The organism is Methylomicrobium lacus LW14 (genome assembly GCF_000527095.1).
Taxonomy (GTDB): Bacteria; Pseudomonadota; Gammaproteobacteria; order Methylococcales; family Methylomonadaceae; genus Methylomicrobium; species Methylomicrobium lacus.
Genome location: NZ_AZUN01000001.1, coordinates 2927501 through 2944697 on the forward strand (window position 1 = coordinate 2927501; position 17197 = coordinate 2944697).

Below are 17197 nucleotides of genomic sequence, written 5' to 3' on the forward strand. Positions count from 1 at the left end.
CCATGATCCTGGAACTGCTTCAACTTATTGATCAAAACCGTATGCCCCAGGTGCAAATCGGGCGCGGTCGGATCGAATCCCGCCTTGATTCTAAGCGGCCGTTTTTCCTCAAGTTTTTTAACCAGGTCCTGTTCGAGCAGCACATCTTGCGCCCCTCTTAATAAATCCGCCACTATTTCCGCTTGCAACTTATTTCTCCATTGAAACTAGGTAGATAATCTATATTTAATATTGTGGAATAGGTATTATAAAGAAAAAAAATACCCGCCTATAATTGGCAAATATCAAAAAAAACCGTACAATGACGCAAGGATAGAGTTAATTAGTACTTTATTGCTTTAACTTCAATAACTTATCTTCTTCATCGTGAAAATTCAATTTTACGCTCCTTTGCTGATCAGCGTGGGCCTGGCGCTTACGACGACCACTGTCGATGCCAGAACCTCGCATTTGGCCATTAAGAAATATGCGGCCGACGCATCCAAGCGCACCAAAGCGCATCCGCGTAAGGCGACGAGCCATCGCGCTTCTTCCGGCCGATCCTCCTTATCCGCCACACACTACAAACACCGGCCGACGAAGGCGAAGCACCATCAGCACATAGCGTCTGCTTCTAATATTGAGCGCGATCAGGATTATAGCCCCGCTATCGACTCGGCAGAGACCGATTCATCCCGCATTTCGACTACGTTATATCCTTTAGCGACCAGCCGGTTGCACATTCGCCAAACAGATCTTCAGGACGGGCCGCGTTACGAAGCCGTTCGGATACCCCCAAACATGACGTCTTCGAGCACTCGCCGTTCCAGCTACCTGGAATCGCGCGCGACAAGCGAATCATCGGGCATGTCCGGGGCCTACGGCGTAATCGAAACGAACCTTGCCGACGCAGGCCACAAGGCGGGACTGTCCGACGAAACGATCGAGGAATTGACCCGTATTTTCGCCTGGGACATCGATTTTGCATCGAACTTAAACCCTGGCGATCAGTTCACCGTACTCTACAAAAATTCCCCCGACGCGAGCAACGCCAAAGCCGGACGCATTTATGCGGCCGAATTTGTCAGCGGAGGCAAGTTTCTGACCGCTATCCGCTTTGAAGATGCCGACGGCAATGTCAATTATTACACACCCGAAGGCAACAGCCTGCACAAGGCCTTTTTGAGCACGCCGGTCGATTACGCCCGGGTTAGCTCGCACTTCGATACCCACCGCCGACATCCGGTTCTTAACCGTATTCGCGCGCATAAAGGCGTCGATTACGCCGCTCGCACCGGCACCCCGGTCAAAGCCGCCGGCGACGGCGAAATCACGTTCAAAGGCCGGAAAGGCGGATACGGTCAGGTGCTGATCCTCAAACACGGCGATCGCTATGAAACCTTATACGCTCATCTTTCCGGATTTAAACGCAACTTGAACGACGGCGATCATGTGATGCAGGGCGAAGTGATCGGCTACGTCGGCCAGACAGGGCTTGCAACCGGCCCGCATCTGCATTACGAGTTTCGAATTGACGGGGTGCATCAAAACCCGGAATCACTGGAGTTCAAACGTCCGTTGCGCCTGGACAGTCAACACATGGCCGAATTTAAAGACCAGACCAAACCGCTGCTGGCGAAACTCTATCAAACCAAATCTCGCAATTTGCTGGCTAAAAACCAATAAAGCTTAGTTCATTTAATCGGCAGCATAAAAAAGGGCGGTTAAAACCGCCCTTTTTTGTTATACGGATCTGTTATTATACAGAAAATGACGATCCGCAGCCGCAAGTCGTCGACGCATTCGGATTGCGAATCACAAACTGCGCGCCGTTCACATCCTCTTTGTAATCCACCTCGGCGCCTTGCAGGTATTGGATACTCATCGAATCGATCAGCACCGTCACGCCGCCATTGACGATGCGGGTATCGTCTTCATTGACGTCTTCGTCGAACGTGAAGCCATATTGAAAACCTGAGCAGCCGCCGCCGGTCACATAGACTCTCAACTTGAGATTGTCGTTGCCTTCTTCCGCAATCAGTTCGCTGACCTTCGCGGCCGCGCTGTCGGTGAAATTAATTGGATTTGCCATAAGCTTTTAAATACACTAAAAAAATTGAGGGATGATAGGAATTATGACTATACCTAGTAGAAGAGTCAAGATTTCCGATCTTCAGCCGTAAGCCGGTACTGACCTGCCAGCCCTATCCTTTGACCCTCACGGATATAAGGCCACCGTCCTGAGCCCCAAATCCTCTTCCAGGCCAAACATCAGATTCATATTCTGTACGGCCTGTCCCGAGGCGCCTTTGACCAGATTATCGATCACAGACAGGATCACCACCGTTTTCCCGCCCTGCGGCTGGTGAATCGCGATCTGGCAGCGATTGCTGCCGCGCACGCTGCGGGTATCGGCATGCGCGTCTTTCGGCAACACATCGACAAAGACCTCGTCCCGGTATCTTTGTTCATAAAGCGCCTGCAAATCCTGCGCGTCCGCCTGCAAACGGCCGTATAAGGTCGCATGAATGCCGCGAATCATCGGCGTCAAATGCGGCACGAAAGTCAGGCCGACCGGCTTGCCGGTCGCGGCCCGCAAACCCTGCCGAATCTCGGGCAAATGCCGATGCCCCGGCACAGCGTAAGCCTTGAAACTTTCGCCGCATTCGCTCATCAATGTCGCCAGTTCCGCCTTGCGCCCGGCGCCGCTGACGCCCGACTTCACGTCGGCAATCAGATGATCCGCATCGATCAAGCCTTGTTCCAGCAGCGGCAAGAAGCCGAGCTGCACCGAGGTCGGATAGCAACCCGGACAGGCAATCAGCCGCGCGGATTTAATCGCTTTGCGGTTGACTTCGGGCAAGCCGTAAACCGCTTCGCCAATCAGCTCGGGACAGGCGTGTTCCATGCCGTACCACTGGCTCCACTCCTTAGCATCCTGCAAACGAAAATCGGCGGACAGGTCGATCACCTTGACGCCGCGCGCCAGTAATGGCTCGGCCATCAGCATCGCCGTGCCGTTCGGCGTCGCAAAAAATACCACGTCACAGGCAGCCAACGCCTCGACATCGGGCGCGGTGAAAACCGCATCGACATAGCCGCGGAGGCTGGGATAGACTGCATCCACCCGCACGCCGGCGTCCGCGCGCGAGGTGACCACCGCGACATCGGCTTCCTGATGCAAGGCTAAAATCCGCAAAAGCTCTACGCCGGTGTAGCCGGTGCCGCCCACTATTCCTGCACGAATCATTGGTTTAAATCCTTCTTGTTCATTTCTTTGAAATTGCGTGAGTATATAATACTTCCTGATTCTCAAAAATTGTTAACATCACCGGATACCCGCTGCCACCTTTTAAACGACCGCTCACATGCCCCTGCCTCATTCGATGCGCGCGATAGAAATCACACAGCCCGGCGGCCCCGAGGTACTCGGTCTCGCGGAAAGGCCCATACCGCCCCTATCGGCGCAGCAGGTGCTGATCCGGGTTGCGGCCGCCGGCGTCAACCGCCCCGATGCGATGCAGCGCCGCGGCGTTTATCCGCCGCCGCCCGGCGCGTCGGATATTCCCGGCCTCGAAATCGCCGGCACGGTCGCCGCCTTGGGTGATAATGTGCATCATTTGAGCATCGGAGAACCGGTTTGCGCGCTGGTGACCGGCGGCGGTTACGCCGAGTTTTGCGCAGCCTCGGCCGCGCTTTGCCTGCCGATTCCTGACGACTTCGATTTTATCCAGGCAGCCGCGCTGCCCGAGACGTTTTTTACGGTCTGGAGCAATGTTTTCGATCGCGCCCATTTGTCGGCCGGCGAAACACTGCTGATCCACGGCGGCGGCAGCGGCATCGGCACGACCGCAATACAACTGGCCAAGGCCTTCGGCGCCAGGGTTTTCGTAACGGCAGGCTCCGATGCCAAATGCGAGTTTTGCCGGCAGCTCGGCGCCGATGCCGCGATCAACTATCAGAGCCAGGATTTTGCCGATCAGGTCAGACATTTGACCGATAAGCAAGGCGTCGATGTGATTCTGGACATGATCGGTGGCGATTATTTGCCCAAAAACCTGAAGTGCCTAGCGAACGACGGCCGGCTGGTGCAAATCGCGATACAGCATGGCGCCAAGGCGGAGGTTGATCTTTGGCAGATCATGCTCAAGCGTCTGACGCTGACCGGCTCGACATTGCGCGCCAGGGACGATCTTTTCAAACAGCAGATCGCCTGGAAATTGCGCGAAAAGGTCTGGCCTTTGTTAGCATCGGGTAAAATCAGGCCGGTAATCGATAGCGTTTTTACACTTAACGATGCCGGCAAGGCGCACGAACGCCTCGAATCCGGTCAGCATATCGGTAAAATCATCTTGAAGGTATAAATCATCATGTCTTACAGCACACTCATCACCGCCGATGCACTGCGGGCGCAGCTCGACAATCCGGACTGGATCATCATTGACTGCCGGTTTTCTCTGGCCGACACCGAGCTCGGCGCCAAAAATTATCGGCGCGGGCATCTGCCGAATGCGCGCTATGCCCATCTCGACAAGGACTTGTCCTCCGCGATTACCAGCCAGAAAGGCCGGCACCCCCTTCCCGATTTTCGCGCCTTGAGCCAAAAGCTCGGCACTTGGGGCGTCGGCAATCAGAGCCAGGTCATCGTTTATGACGATGCGGGCGGCGCTTTCGCGGGACGCCTGTGGTGGCTGCTGCGCACTCTCGGCCATGACAAGGTGGCGGTGCTGGATGGCGGCATCAAGCTTTGGCAAAAAAAAGGTTATCCGATCACGACCGCGCTGCCGGCGATTATTCCGACGACCTTCCGGCCCTATCTGCAAGAATCGTTCTGGCTGACCGCAGGCCAAGTCCAAAACCGTCTCGCTGACAGATCGATTAGCCTGATCGACGCGCGCACGCCCGAGCGTTACCGCGGCGAAGTGGAGCCGATCGACCCGGTTGCGGGGCACGTAAGGGGCGCGGTCAACCGGCCTTTTCAGGCCAATCTCGCCAGCAGCGGCGAATTCCTGCTCGCCGAGCAACTGCGCCGGCAATTTGAGGCCCTGATCGGCGATAGGCCGCCGGAACAGATCGTGCATATGTGCGGCTCCGGCGTGACCGCCTGTCATAATTTACTGGCGATGGAACATGCGGGGCTTAAGGGCTCGAAACTTTATGCCGGCTCGTGGAGCGAATGGATCCGCAATAAAAACCGGCCCATCGCCAAAGGCAAATAACCCCGCCCCTCAAGGCACTTTTTAACCGATCGGTTCAGCTCATGAAAATCGACAGCGCCAAGATACAACAGCGTTACGACCGGCTCGCGCCCTATTTCGACGGCATCGAGGCGATGATGGAAGGCCTGTTTTTCAGGAGCTGGCGGAAAAAACTCTGGGCATCCGTCGAAGGTCAACACATCCTGGAAGTCGGCGTCGGCACCGGCAAGAACTTCGACTATTATCCTGCCGGCGCCAGCATCACCGCGATCGATTTCAGCCCGAAAATGCTCGAACAGGCGCGGCGTAAAAAGACCAGGAAACAGGTCAATGTGGATCTGGAACTGATGGATGTGCAGTCGCTGCATTATGCCAGCAACAGTTTCGATACGGTCGTCTGCTCCTTTGTGTTTTGCTCGGTGCCTGCGCCGATGAAAGGCCTGAAGGAATTGCACCGGGTCTGCAAGCCGGGCGGACGAGTCATCTTGCTGGAGCATGTGATCAGTTCGAATCCGGTTTTGGCCGGCATGATGAATCTGTTGAACCCCTTGGTCGTCTCGCTGGTCGGTGCGAATATCAACCGCAATACGGTCAAAAATGTGCAGGCCTGCGGCTTTAGCCATGTGCGCGTCGATGAACGCAGCAGCGGCATCATCAAATTGATCGTAGCGGTTAAATGACCGGAAAATGTATCTTGAACGCCGGATTTGAGTAGAATATAAGGAGTTTTTGAATTGATAACTGATGTGAAACCAAAAGTAGACGATTTAGTTCAAACGCCGATACCCACCCGGCACGGCGAATTCATCCTGCATTATTACAGCAACACGCTCGACGACAAGGAGCATGTCGCTCTGGTCAGGGGTAAGGTTGACGGCGTCGAGCATGTCCCGGTGCGCATCCATTCCGAGTGCTTTACCGGCGACGTGCTCGGCTCGAGACGCTGCGACTGCGGCGAACAACTCGACATGGCGATGCAAATGATAGCCGAAAGAGGCGCCGGCATTCTGATCTATCTGCGTCAGGAAGGACGCGGCATCGGCCTGTTGAAGAAACTGCAAGCCTACAATTTGCAGGATACGGGCATGGACACGGTCGATGCGAACATTCACCTGGGCCATCTCGCCGACGAACGCGAATACGACATTGCCGCGCTGATTCTGGAGTCGCTCCAGGTCAAATCGATCGAGCTGATCACGAACAATCCAAAAAAAATCGAAGGCCTGCAAAAGCTCGGCGTCGATGTTGCAGGTCGGATTCCGATTGTTGCCGCGGCCCACAATGACAATCTCGATTATCTGAAAACCAAAGCCAAAAAGATGGCGCACATGCTGTTTGAACGCAAATAGGACAACGACTGATCTCGGCACTAAAATCGCCCCCTCCTGCAAAATGAAAATGGCCGCATCATGCGGCCATTTCGTATAGCTCAGACGGGATAATTCGCTATGGCGAAGCCAAAACCGTTCACTCCTTGAGCGATGCATAGCTGCCGTGGGTAGTGACAGGAAAACCGCGGACGGCCACAAGAAGATCGCCGTAATCGCATCGAAGGTATAGTCATAATCCAAGGGGTCAGGACCGTCAATACCTTCGATGGCGTTTACAGGATTTCTTTGCGCCAGCCGAGGCTCCGAGGGGCGCGCTGACGACATTCAGTTACCCGAGCGTCAGCAGGGTATCCGCCAAGAACTCGGCAGATGATTTCATACTATTGGCTGATATAAAAGAAACAAATATTACTAAAGCAAAGGGTTATTCAGGTTTTCGGCACAATTAAGAAGACGTCTCCTCGTCACAATTCAATTTCAACAGGTACAGCACGATCGCTGCTTTGCCGGCGATTGTCCAGCAACCCCATCCATCGTGGGGGTCAATTATCTTAAGCACTTTCCATGCCATAGCTAAACCTTGTGCCCCCCGGCTAGGCGGGATTACCTGCAAACGATTAGGCGGCTAAATCATTTGCTTCAGATTGGCGCCAAAACCAGCCGTTTTAGTGCGATCTTCGGCCAAGTACCACATATAATTCCTTGCAACTTCCCTGGTATTCCTTTCGCAAAACAGCGACCCAGATCGAATCCAGCCAAGAGGCGTGTGTCAAATGACACAGTTCGCCTGCGTCGAATGCCTCGGATAATCTCTCGGTAGCCATTCAGCCCTTGTACTGCTTTCGACGCTGCCGCATCAGCACCGCCATCAATACAGCCAATACCTTGCCAAATAGCCGAAATGATCCGAAACGGCCGGATAGAAATGATCATTGAAAATCATATCCATCGACTCGATCCGCAGCGGATGACCATTACGCTTGAAGATATAGTCGACTCGACAAGGCGGATGATGTTTCCAGCCGTCGATTTGACCGCGATAGCTCGGCTCGTAAAAGCGACCTGGATGCAGTTCATGAAACTGATCCACATACTCGGCATTGCCGACGATATGATGATAGGCATGGCCGCCGGCAGGCGCGTTGAAATCACCGGCGATCAACTCGCCCTTGACGCCGAAATGCCGGCGCGAATCGATCAAGCGCCGCAAATTGGCGTACTCTTCATAAAAACCGTGATGCGCCCAGCTCAAATGCACATTCGCGATATGCAGCAAGCCGAACCATGGCACATCGATGCAGGACAGGGTTACATTGCGCGACATGTAATTGTCCTTGCGCTGATTCAAAGACACATAGGCCGAATAATTATGCCGCATCGGATAGCGACTCATGATCGCGGTGCCTTCCCGCCAGCGGTAAAAACCGATGTGGCTCCAGTCTTGATGAATGTGATACCAAAGCCCCCAGTGGCGCAATTTGCTACAAATCCGAAACGCCATGTTCGAAGGCGACTCGCCGTAGGGATGCGTGATCGGATCGTGCATGTACTCGCCGACCTCCTGAAAACAGATCAAATCGATTTTCAGATGCGCAATGGCCTCCGCGATGATCTGCACCTCCCGCTCATGCCGATGCATCGCATCAAACGGGCAATCACGCGGATGTTGCTGATACGTATGCAAATTTAGCGTGAGCAGCGAAAGTTCCATAAACTCCGTCGACCGGAGGATTGTAAGCCTGAAATTACAAAGTTGGGCTTATATTAGCCGGCAAATATGTAAGTTTGATGACCAACGCTCAGAACCCGATGTCGTCCCGCAACACCGTTTCGACCAGCGTGACCCAGTACGCCGCGCCAACCGGCAAGATCCGATCGTTGAAGTCATAGTGCGGATTATGCAGCAAACAGCTGTTATGCGATGCGCCGTTGCCGATCCAGAGATAACAGCCCGGCTTTTGCTGCAGCATGAACGCAAAATCCTCCGAACCCGTGCACGGCGTGGGCTGAAGATTAACGCCTTGCGCTCCCGCCACCGCAATCGCGGCCTCGGTTGCGAGGGCTGTTGCCGCCTCGCTATTGAAGGTGACCGGGTAACCCGGATTTTCAGGATTGAAGGCGATTTCCGCGGCCACGCCGAGCCCGGCGCAGACGCCGTCGACGATTTGGCGGATTTTCTCGCCGATCGCCTGCTGCACGCCGGGTTTGAAGCAGCGGAAGGTGCCGCGAATGACCGCTTCTTCCGGAATCGCATTCCAGGTATTGCCGGCATGAACCTGAGTGATGCTGACCACCGCCGAATCGGCCGGATCGATCGTCCGGCTGACGATCGTCTGCAGCGCATTGATGATTTGCCCGGCCGCGACGATCGCGTCGGTTCCCAGATGCGGCATCGCGGCATGGGTCGCCCGGCCTTTCACGCGAATCTCGAAACAGTCGAAAGACGCCATCATCGGCCCCGACTTGACCGCGAAATGGCCAAGCGGAATGTCCGGAAAATTGTGCATGCCGAAGACCGCATCGACCGGAAATTGCTCGAACAAGCCGTCGTCGATCATTTGCTTCGCGCCGGCGCGGCCTTCCTCGGCCGGTTGAAAGATGAACACGACCGTACCGTTGAAATGCGGTTTTTCGGCCAACAGCTTGGCTGCGCCGAGCAGCATCGCGGTATGGCCGTCATGGCCGCAGGCGTGCATTTTGCCGTGATGTGCGGATTTATACGCAAACGTATTTTTTTCTTCGATGAACAAGGCGTCCATATCGGCGCGCAACGCAATTTTCCGGGGGCTGTCGCCGGCCGACAAGGCAGCGATTACGCCGGTTTTGCCGAGCCCCTGCTGCACCGTCAAGCCGAATGACTGTAATTTTTCGGCGACAAAACGCGCCGTTTCGACTTCTTCATAGGCGGTTTCGGGATGTTGATGAATGTGTTGCCGCCATGCGCGCATGTCTTCGTGAAGCTGTTGCAGATCGTCGCTGTCAATCATAGGTTTCCGTGTTGATTAATTTTAGGGCGCAAGCCTTCCTGCAAGACATCGTCAATCGAGCCTTTGTCCACCGGTCACAGCAACGGCTTGCCTGGGCGGGTTACGGCAGCAATCAGGAAGGTTTTGAGTGATTTGAAGTCGGGGGAGTCGCCGGCAGAATCCTGCGAAAAGTCAGATTGATCCGGGGATTTTTCGCTTGCCGGGTTTTCGGCAAGGCATGCACCCAGTGATGCTGCAACGCGCCCGCCATGATCAGCAAATCGCCGTGCTCCAGCACAATGTCCAGATTTTCGCGGCGCTTTTTATGATGCAGCCTGAACAGGCGCGTATCACCGAGGCTCAAGGAGGCAATCACCGGATTCAGGCCGAGCTCCTTTTCATTGTCCGCATGATAACCCATCGAATCCCGGCCGTCGCGGTACAAATTGGCCAGCACGCTGTTGAATGGGCAGCCGCTCATTGTTTCGACCCGAGCCTTGACCGCGGGCAATTCGGCCGTCCACGGCAATGGCACGTGTTCCACGCCCGAATAGCGGTAAACGGCATCAGCATCGCCGTACCAGCACATCAGACGCGGCACCTTGCACCATTTGCCGAAGATGAAAACCGCTTCTTCCTGCCAAGCCAGTGTCCGATTAAAATCCGTAAACAGCCGATCGGCCTCCGGCGGCGCATAAAATGCCTTGGCCAGATAGATTTCGCCGTCAGAAGGGCAAATATTGGTTTGCTCGATTAATAAGATGATTTTTCAACACTTAGCCGAAGCCAGTTAAAAAAGCCCACGCCTATCCTCTTGGCCTTAGATTTCGACAATATAAGCCCCGTAGCCGACGACCCTTTTTTTATCCCCCGCCGTATCGCCGGAATTCCTCAGGTCGATGGTCTTGACGACCAGCGACTTTTCCCGCGCCAGCTTCAACAGGCCGCTGACGCCGACCCGGCCGCAGGCCGAATCGAAGCCCAGGCTTTCGTATTGCAGCTTTTCAATCGCCGAACTGGTCGCCTTGTCGAGTTGCTGGCAGGTCGCATAATCGTGATAATGGCTCAGGTCGGAACTGATCACGATCAAGGTTTCCTCGCCACCCCACAGCAGCTCCAATACCTGGCTGACCTGCTCGGCAGACGCCTCGCCGGTCACGATCGGCACGATCACGAAATCATCCAGCGTTTCCTGCAAAAACGGCAGATGCACTTCCAGGCTATGTTCCTGCGCATGCGCCTGTTCCATGTAATCGACAAAAGGCAATTTCGCGATCTTGTGGACCGATTTCTGATCGACGGTAATACTGCCGAGCGGTGTGATGAAGTTTTGCGCATTGGTTACCGCCAAGCCGGTAAAACCGACCCGGTGCGAAGGTCCTATCAGCACCACCCGGGTAATCTGATCATGCGCCTTGATCAGCCGCGCATAGGCGGTAGCCGCCACCGGCCCCGAATAAATGTAGCCCGCATGCGGCACGATCATCGCCTTGGGAACTTTCGGCGCGGTTTCGGCATCATTGAGATATTGATCGATCAGCAGATGCAGTTGCTGGGGTTCGGCAGGATAAAAGCTTCCTGCTACAGCGGGTTGTCTATTCATAATGTTGCCTTTCACCAAAATCAAGCCAAATCGCATGTTCAACCCGTCAGCAATCCTGCAGGTTGATATTATTATTCTAATTCCTAAATGACCAATTGAATATTTAATGGTTCCTGGAGAATGGCGATGACCGAATTTGTTTCCCCCGATACCGTCCGTACCCGGTACTGGCATATGCTTGAGGACGGTCGGGTGCAGTGCGACGCCTGCCCGCGCTTTTGCAAACTGCATGATGGCCAGCGCGGCCTATGTTTTGTCCGGCAGAATCTGGACCATCAGGTCGTGATGACCAGCTACGGACGTTCCAGCGGCTTTGCGATCGATCCGATCGAAAAAAAGCCGCTGAATCATTTTTTACCCGGCACGCCGGTGTTTTCGTTCGGCACCGCCGGCTGCAATCTGGCCTGCAAATTTTGCCAGAACTGGGACATCAGCAAATCGCGCGAAATGGATACCCTGATGAGCAAAGCCTCGCCCGAGGCAATCGCGCAGACTGCGCTCGACCAGGGCTGCGCCAGCGTCGCCTATACCTATAACGACCCGGTCATCTTCCACGAATATGCGATCGATACCGCCCAGGCCTGCCGCAGTCTCGGCTTGAAATCGGTCGCGGTTTCGGCCGGCTATGTGACGCCGGAACCGCGCGCCGAATTTTATCAATGGATGGATGCGGCCAATATCGACCTGAAGGCGTTCAGCGAGCGCTTTTATCACCAGATTACCGGCGGCCATCTGCAACCGGTGCTCGACACGCTGAAGTACATCAAGCACGAAACCTCGGTCTGGCTGGAGTTGACGACCTTGCTCATCCCGGACGAAAACGATTCGGTGCCGGAACTCGAAGCAATGACGCAATGGGTCGTCGAAAATCTCGGGCCGGACGTGCCGATGCATTTCACCGCCTTTCATCCTGACTGGAAGATGCTCGACAAAGCGCCCACGCCGCGCCATTCGCTGCTGAAAGCCCGGCAGATCGCGACCAACAATGGCGTTCGCTATGCCTATGTCGGCAATGTGCACGACAAACTGGCCGAAAGCACCTACTGTCACGGCTGCGGCAAATTATTGATTGGGCGGGACTGGTATGAGTTGTCGGACTGGAATCTAGACGCCGCCGGCAAATGCAAGTTTTGCGGCACAAAATGCGCGGGCGTCTTTGCCGAAAAACCCGGTGGCTGGGGCGCAAAACGCCTCAGCGTACCGATGCGTTAAGCAAAATTGCTGCTTGGCAAGCTTCGGCGGTTGTCGAAAAACCACGACGCTTACATAATGTAATCCCTATATTTAGTATAGGTATGCACCTTTGCCAAATGCGGGTGCCGAAAGGGCGACTTCTCGGCCCAGAAAAACATCATTGAATAAATTTCAAAAACGATAATATGATGCTCTCCAGACGACGTTTTTTAGGCTATGGCGGCGCAGGCATGCTCGCCATGGCTGCCGGCTGTAGGCCGGCGAATCTGAATTTATTGCCGGCCGAGGATGATGTCGCCGCGATCAAGCGGTTGCCACTGGCCGACAGGATGCAGCTCGCGAAGCTGAAAAACAACCTGCTGGGCTACCCGATCAACATGAACACGCCGCCCGAGGCTTTTTTCGCCTGGCGCAAACAGCTCAACGAGGCGGGCATCGGCGTGTTTGCGTTCAACAATGTCGGCAATCCGTTCAAGGAAAGCCCGATCCCTTACAACACGCACGACTTTGAACGCGAAGTGATCCTACGCTTCGGCAAGCGCTATGCGTTTCCAAGCGATGACACCTGGGGCTTCCTTTCGCATAGCGGCACCGACAGCAACATGCACGGCATGTACATGGGACGGACGATTCTGAAGGGACGCACCGGCCGGCTTCCGAAAGCCTATTTCACGAAGGAAGCGCATTATTCGGTGCAAATTTTGCGCGACTTGCTCGGGCTTGAAACGGTGTTTGTCGACACGCTGCCGGATGGCGGAATGGACCCGAACGATCTCGCGCAAAAGCTCACGGCCAACCGATCGCAGCCAGCTTTGGTGATCGCGACGATCGGCACCACCTTCAAAGGTGCGGTCGATTCGATCGACCGTATTCAGGATGTCTTGCAAGGCCATCCGAGCTATCTGCATCTGGACGCGGCGCTGTTCGGCGGCTATCTGCCCTTTACTCCCCATGCCGATGAAGTCGCCTACCGTTTGCCGGGCAAGCCGGCGCCGCGCTACGATTCGATCGCGGTTTCCTGTCACAAATTTTTCGGCTTTCCCGCGCCCGCTGGCCTGTTCATCACCACGCAAAGCCATTTCGACGAGTTCAATGCGCTGTTCACCCGAATTCATAATCCCGAATACATCCACCATGTACCGGGCACGATCACCTGTTCACGGGATAGTGTCAAACCGGCGGAATTTTATTTCTTTTCATCGCCGGAAGCGATGGTAAAACTGACCGCAGACGCTCGCTCGATGCTGCAAAATTCGGATTATTTTCTGCAACAGCTGCAATCCCGCTTTCCTCAGCTGGATGCGGTACGCGCGAACGCTCTGTCGAATACGATTTATTTCAAAAATCCCGGCGACCGGGTCGTCAAAAAATATTCTCTGGCCACGATGCATTTAGAGATAAACCATCAACAGCAGGATTACGCGCATGTGGTCGTAATGCCGCATGTGAACCGGCAAATCATTGAAGCGTTTATGACTGACTTGGAGTCCGCTTTGGCTAATGCACAAGGATTTCGCTAATTAAATTTTCTCTCGCAGATCCCGCGCTCTGCGCCACGCACCACACAGCGTAGGCGCGATGGGGCTGATCGCCGGAAATACCCAACGCAGTCCCATTCTTTTCCTGGCGAACAGGTTTCAGGCGAATTGTTAAAACTCACTGCCGTGGTGGCTGACAGGAAGAACTCGGGTCTTCCGCGGTCAAGAGTTCCACAATACCGGCATTAGTGATTTTTTTGTTGCCGGCAAGCGGATCATCCTGATAACCGCCTACGATCATGTCGGTAAAACCATCGCCGTTATGGTCGCCGCTTCCGCTGACCGCAAAACCGTAATAATTATTCTTGTTATGACCGTCGAACCCAAACTGTTCGACGCCATCGCTGCCCCGATGCCAAGAGGCTCTCCCCGCATTCGCCAGTTTTTTACCTTTGCTGGTGGCATCGTATTTATAGGCGCCGACGATGAAATTGTGTGCGGTTTCGCCGGGGATAACGCCGGCATCGCTGATCGCGCTGCCAAACAGCGCTCCCTTTTGCGGCACTTCATTGTGCGCACTATACAACTTGGACTGGTTTTGTCCGGAATAGACACGCACTATTCCGGCATCCTTGAACGTTTTTTTCGCGGTTGCCGGTGTAGCCTCCTGAATATAATCTTCCTGCGGCGCGCCGGCCAAAACATCCGCAAAGCCGTCGCCATTCACGTCCGCCCCGGCCACCGCGAAGCCGAGCCGGCTGCCGGCCTGCTCGCCATTTTGGTGAAAGATCTCCGGAAAATCGCCGCTCAACGCATAAACATAGACACGACCCACATCCTTCAGTTTTTTGCCGCTGCTGTTGCTTGCCTCGGCTCGGTAAGCCCCGATGATCGCGTCCGCCTTGCCGTCCTTATCGACATCATTCGCAGCGACGCTGGAGCCAAATAGATCGCCCTTGCTTTCGCCCTCGAACGTATGCACGCGGACACGCTCCCCTTCCTTGTAAGAATAAACAGACGCCGAACCCGCATCTTTTATTTTCTTGTCGTTGCTGTCGACTCCATCCGCTTTCGGCGCGCCCACGATGACCTCATCCCTGCCGTCGGCATCGATATCCTTCACAAAAGCGACTGCCATGCCCAGATTATCGCGGGCCGCCTCGCCTTCGATGCGAAATAGCTCTGAGCCATTAGGCGCTCCCGAAAAAACCACGGCAATCCCGGCATCCTTGCGCTTCTTTCCGTCGCCGCCAACCACATCGGCTTTTGGCGCGCCCACGAGGATGTCGGGAATACTGTCACCGTTGACATCGCCCCCGCCGGCTACCGCGCTGCCAAACTGGTCGCCGGCACCCTCCCCTATAAACGTCCGCAAAATAGTCGGCTGTTTTGTCAATTCGCCCGAATAAACATGGACCAAGCCGGCATTTCTCAAGGTTTTCTTGCCCTCTTTTTTATCAAAGCGAGGAGCCCCGACAATCACATCGTCCTTGCCATCCGTGTTGATATCGCCGGCGGCGACGCTATAGCCAAGAAAATCGCTTTTATTTTCGCCGTCGAAACGATTCAACAAGTTTGCAACGAGCGGGAAATTATCGACTGCATCCAGAACGCAGTCATTATCGTCATCCGGATCGGCATTATCGCCTATGCCATCGCCGTCATTGTCATTCGATTCCGTTTTATCATCCGGAAAAGCATCCTTGTCATTGGGCACGCCATCGCCGTCCCTGTCGTCATCGCAGGCATCACCAATCATGTCGTGGTCTTGATCGGGTTGCAGCAAATCGTTTGATGGGGGAGTTACTACTGGAGGATTTTTTACGGACGGGCAATTATCCAGATAATCGAGAACTCCATCGTCGTCTAGGTCGCCGGGAAGATAACGCGCAAGCGCAAATCGCTGCTGGCTGACTAAATTGTCCCTGATTTCGGCTACTCCCGCCAACACGATACGCCCATCCTCCGGTTGCTGCACGGCCGCAAAAGCCTGGTCTGAACCGGCACCGAAGCTTGTGCTGAGTTTGCCGTCTCCGCTGAAAGTGGTATCCAGGCTGCCGTCTTGATTGTAGCGCACCTGCACAAAATCAAAGTCATTGACTCCAACTTGCGTATAACCGGCCACCAGCAATTTGCCGTCGGGCAATTGCATGACCTGATAAGCCCGGGCATTTCTTGTACCCATCGATGTGATGACTTTACCGTCACCGCTAAAACTGGAATCCAAGTGTCCATCGGGGAGATAACGAACCAGCGCAATATCCTCATCACCGTTCGTCGTGCTGTAGCCGGCAACCACGTATTTACCGTCCGTTTGTCGAATCACCGAAAGGCCGCGATCATCGCCGCTACCGACCGAGTTGCGTTGCTTCCCATTCGAATTGAAGGTCGTATCGAGCGTGCCGTCGGCCTCATAGCGCGCGACCGCAAAATCATCGCTAGTGCCATTATTGCTGAAACCAGCCACAAAGAGCTTGCCGTCAGCCTGCTGAAGCATCGAAAAAACAACATCGTTCCTGCTATTGCCAAAATCGGTCGTCACTTTGCCCTTCTCGCCTATGGGGCTAAAGCTGAGATCGAGAGAGCCGTCCGAGTCATAACGCACCAGCGCAAAATCGCTGTCGGTTGCCGTGCCGCTGAACCCCGCCACGACCAACTTATGTTCCAGCGTTTCGACGACCGCATGAGCGCCATCCTCAAACACATCTGCGGCCTCCGTCGAATGAGGCGGCGTCAGCACTTTCCCCTCATCGCCGAAACCGGTGTCCAAGGAACCGTTGGGGTTATAACGCACCACCGCAAAATCGTTGGTCGGTTGTGCATTCGAATTTAACGCCTGCCCTACTACGACCAATTGACTGTCTGTCTGTTGGATGCCCGCGAACGCGGCCGCGTTTCCACTACCAACAGTCGTGTTGACGATACCATTGCTACCAAATGTCGTATCGAGAGCGCCATTACTTAAATCATAACGCACGAGAGCAAATCGATCAAAGGCGCCGGCCCCATCATTACTGCGGCCGACGGCGAGCAGTTTTTTGTCCCCCTGTACCAGGATCACATCTTCAGCGACGGAGAGCGAAGTACCGGCGGCAGTCGTCACCAAACCATCGCCGCCAAAACTTTTATCCAGCGTACCGGCGGGCGATCCAAATAACTGATTTGCAAACGACAGCGGCAGAGCAACGAGCATCGATTTTACAAGACCCTTGATCATACGATTTCACCTGAATTCAATTTGTGCCGGGATACCTGATTCTAACATTAAGACTTTTCTGCACAAAACTCTACCCTCGTACAGAGTTTGCGTTTGAAAAAATGCGACCCTATTGTGAACAGAAAATACCGCATGAAGCAATTGGTAAGAATGCCTATTTTAGAGCGATTACCACGGAGTTTTTCTACTAACCGATAGCGTTGATTCTCGCAGGCTGCTACAGGCCGAACA

15 protein-coding genes (1 of these 15 only partly in view) are annotated in these 17197 nt (G+C 54.5%); 7 read left to right on the top strand and 8 right to left on the bottom strand.

All coding sequences use genetic code 11. The features are described from left to right. Positions 1–188, bottom strand: the start of a protein-coding gene (gene tyrS / locus METLA_RS0113480; protein ID WP_024299041.1) for a tyrosine--tRNA ligase. Its footprint begins 1009 nt before the window's first position; only the first 188 of its 1197 coding nucleotides appear in the window; it begins with the start codon at positions 186–188; its stop codon lies beyond the left edge, outside the window. 178 nt (positions 189–366) lie between these two features. On the opposite strand from tyrS, the gene METLA_RS0113485 reads away from it, so the two are divergent. After that, positions 367–1665 (top strand): M23 family metallopeptidase, encoded by a 1299-nt coding sequence (locus tag METLA_RS0113485; protein WP_024299042.1) that lies wholly within the window; start codon positions 367–369, stop codon positions 1663–1665. Between the two features lie 73 nt (positions 1666–1738). On the opposite strand, the gene erpA is transcribed toward METLA_RS0113485, so the two are convergent. Both erpA and argC read right to left on the bottom strand, forming a co-directional pair. Then, positions 1739–2071, bottom strand: coding sequence for an iron-sulfur cluster insertion protein ErpA (gene erpA / locus METLA_RS0113490; protein WP_024299043.1), 333 nt, complete (start codon positions 2069–2071; stop codon positions 1739–1741). A gap of 126 nt (positions 2072–2197) precedes the next feature. Next, positions 2198–3229: an N-acetyl-gamma-glutamyl-phosphate reductase gene (gene argC / locus METLA_RS0113495; RefSeq protein ID WP_024299044.1), complete on the bottom strand. Its 1032-nt coding sequence runs from the start codon at positions 3227–3229 to the stop codon at positions 2198–2200. A gap of 118 nt (positions 3230–3347) precedes the next feature. On the opposite strand from argC, the gene METLA_RS0113500 reads away from it, so the two are divergent. The 4 genes from METLA_RS0113500 (at position 3348) to ribA (ending at position 6526) form a co-directional block, all read left to right on the top strand. Beyond that, positions 3348–4343 carry an NAD(P)H-quinone oxidoreductase gene (locus METLA_RS0113500; protein WP_245598796.1) on the top strand — a complete coding sequence of 332 codons (996 nt, stop codon included), beginning with the start codon at positions 3348–3350 and terminating at the stop codon, positions 4341–4343. Between the two features lie 6 nt (positions 4344–4349). Further along, positions 4350–5198: a sulfurtransferase gene (locus tag METLA_RS0113505; protein ID WP_024299046.1), complete on the top strand. Its 849-nt coding sequence runs from the start codon at positions 4350–4352 to the stop codon at positions 5196–5198. Positions 5199–5239: 41 nt separating this feature from the next. Next, a complete protein-coding gene (locus METLA_RS0113510; protein ID WP_024299047.1) occupies positions 5240–5857 on the top strand; it encodes a methyltransferase domain-containing protein in 618 nt (205 codons plus the stop codon). A 66-nt stretch (positions 5858–5923) separates the two neighbouring features. Then, positions 5924–6526, top strand: coding sequence for a GTP cyclohydrolase II (gene ribA / locus METLA_RS0113515; RefSeq protein ID WP_084480143.1), 603 nt, complete (start codon positions 5924–5926; stop codon positions 6524–6526). A gap of 850 nt (positions 6527–7376) precedes the next feature. On the opposite strand, the gene METLA_RS0113520 is transcribed toward ribA, so the two are convergent. The 4 genes from METLA_RS0113520 to amrB form a co-directional block, all read right to left on the bottom strand. Next, positions 7377–8219, bottom strand: coding sequence for an endonuclease/exonuclease/phosphatase family protein (locus METLA_RS0113520; RefSeq protein ID WP_024299048.1), 843 nt, complete (start codon positions 8217–8219; stop codon positions 7377–7379). Between the two features lie 88 nt (positions 8220–8307). Next, positions 8308–9495: a M20 aminoacylase family protein gene (locus tag METLA_RS0113525; RefSeq protein ID WP_024299049.1), complete on the bottom strand. Its 1188-nt coding sequence runs from the start codon at positions 9493–9495 to the stop codon at positions 8308–8310. Between the two features lie 112 nt (positions 9496–9607). Continuing rightward, entirely contained in the window at positions 9608–10240 is a 633-nt protein-coding gene (locus tag METLA_RS0113530) for an alpha-ketoglutarate-dependent dioxygenase AlkB family protein (protein ID WP_024299050.1), read from the bottom strand. A gap of 54 nt (positions 10241–10294) precedes the next feature. Further along, a complete protein-coding gene (gene amrB, locus METLA_RS0113535; RefSeq protein ID WP_024299051.1) occupies positions 10295–11077 on the bottom strand; it encodes an AmmeMemoRadiSam system protein B in 783 nt (260 codons plus the stop codon). A 126-nt stretch (positions 11078–11203) separates the two neighbouring features. Between amrB and amrS the strand changes: the two genes are divergently transcribed. Together amrS and METLA_RS0113545 are read left to right on the top strand one after the other, a co-directional pair. Further along, positions 11204–12289, top strand: coding sequence for an AmmeMemoRadiSam system radical SAM enzyme (amrS, locus tag METLA_RS0113540; RefSeq protein ID WP_024299052.1), 1086 nt, complete (start codon positions 11204–11206; stop codon positions 12287–12289). Positions 12290–12459: 170 nt separating this feature from the next. Beyond that, positions 12460–13791: a pyridoxal-dependent decarboxylase gene (locus tag METLA_RS0113545; protein ID WP_036282414.1), complete on the top strand. Its 1332-nt coding sequence runs from the start codon at positions 12460–12462 to the stop codon at positions 13789–13791. Between the two features lie 136 nt (positions 13792–13927). On the opposite strand, the gene METLA_RS0113550 is transcribed toward METLA_RS0113545, so the two are convergent. After that, on the bottom strand, positions 13928–16966 hold the full coding sequence (locus METLA_RS0113550; RefSeq protein WP_024299054.1) for a thrombospondin type 3 repeat-containing protein: 3039 nt from the start codon (positions 16964–16966) through the stop codon (positions 13928–13930). Positions 16967–17197 lie beyond the last annotated feature (231 nt).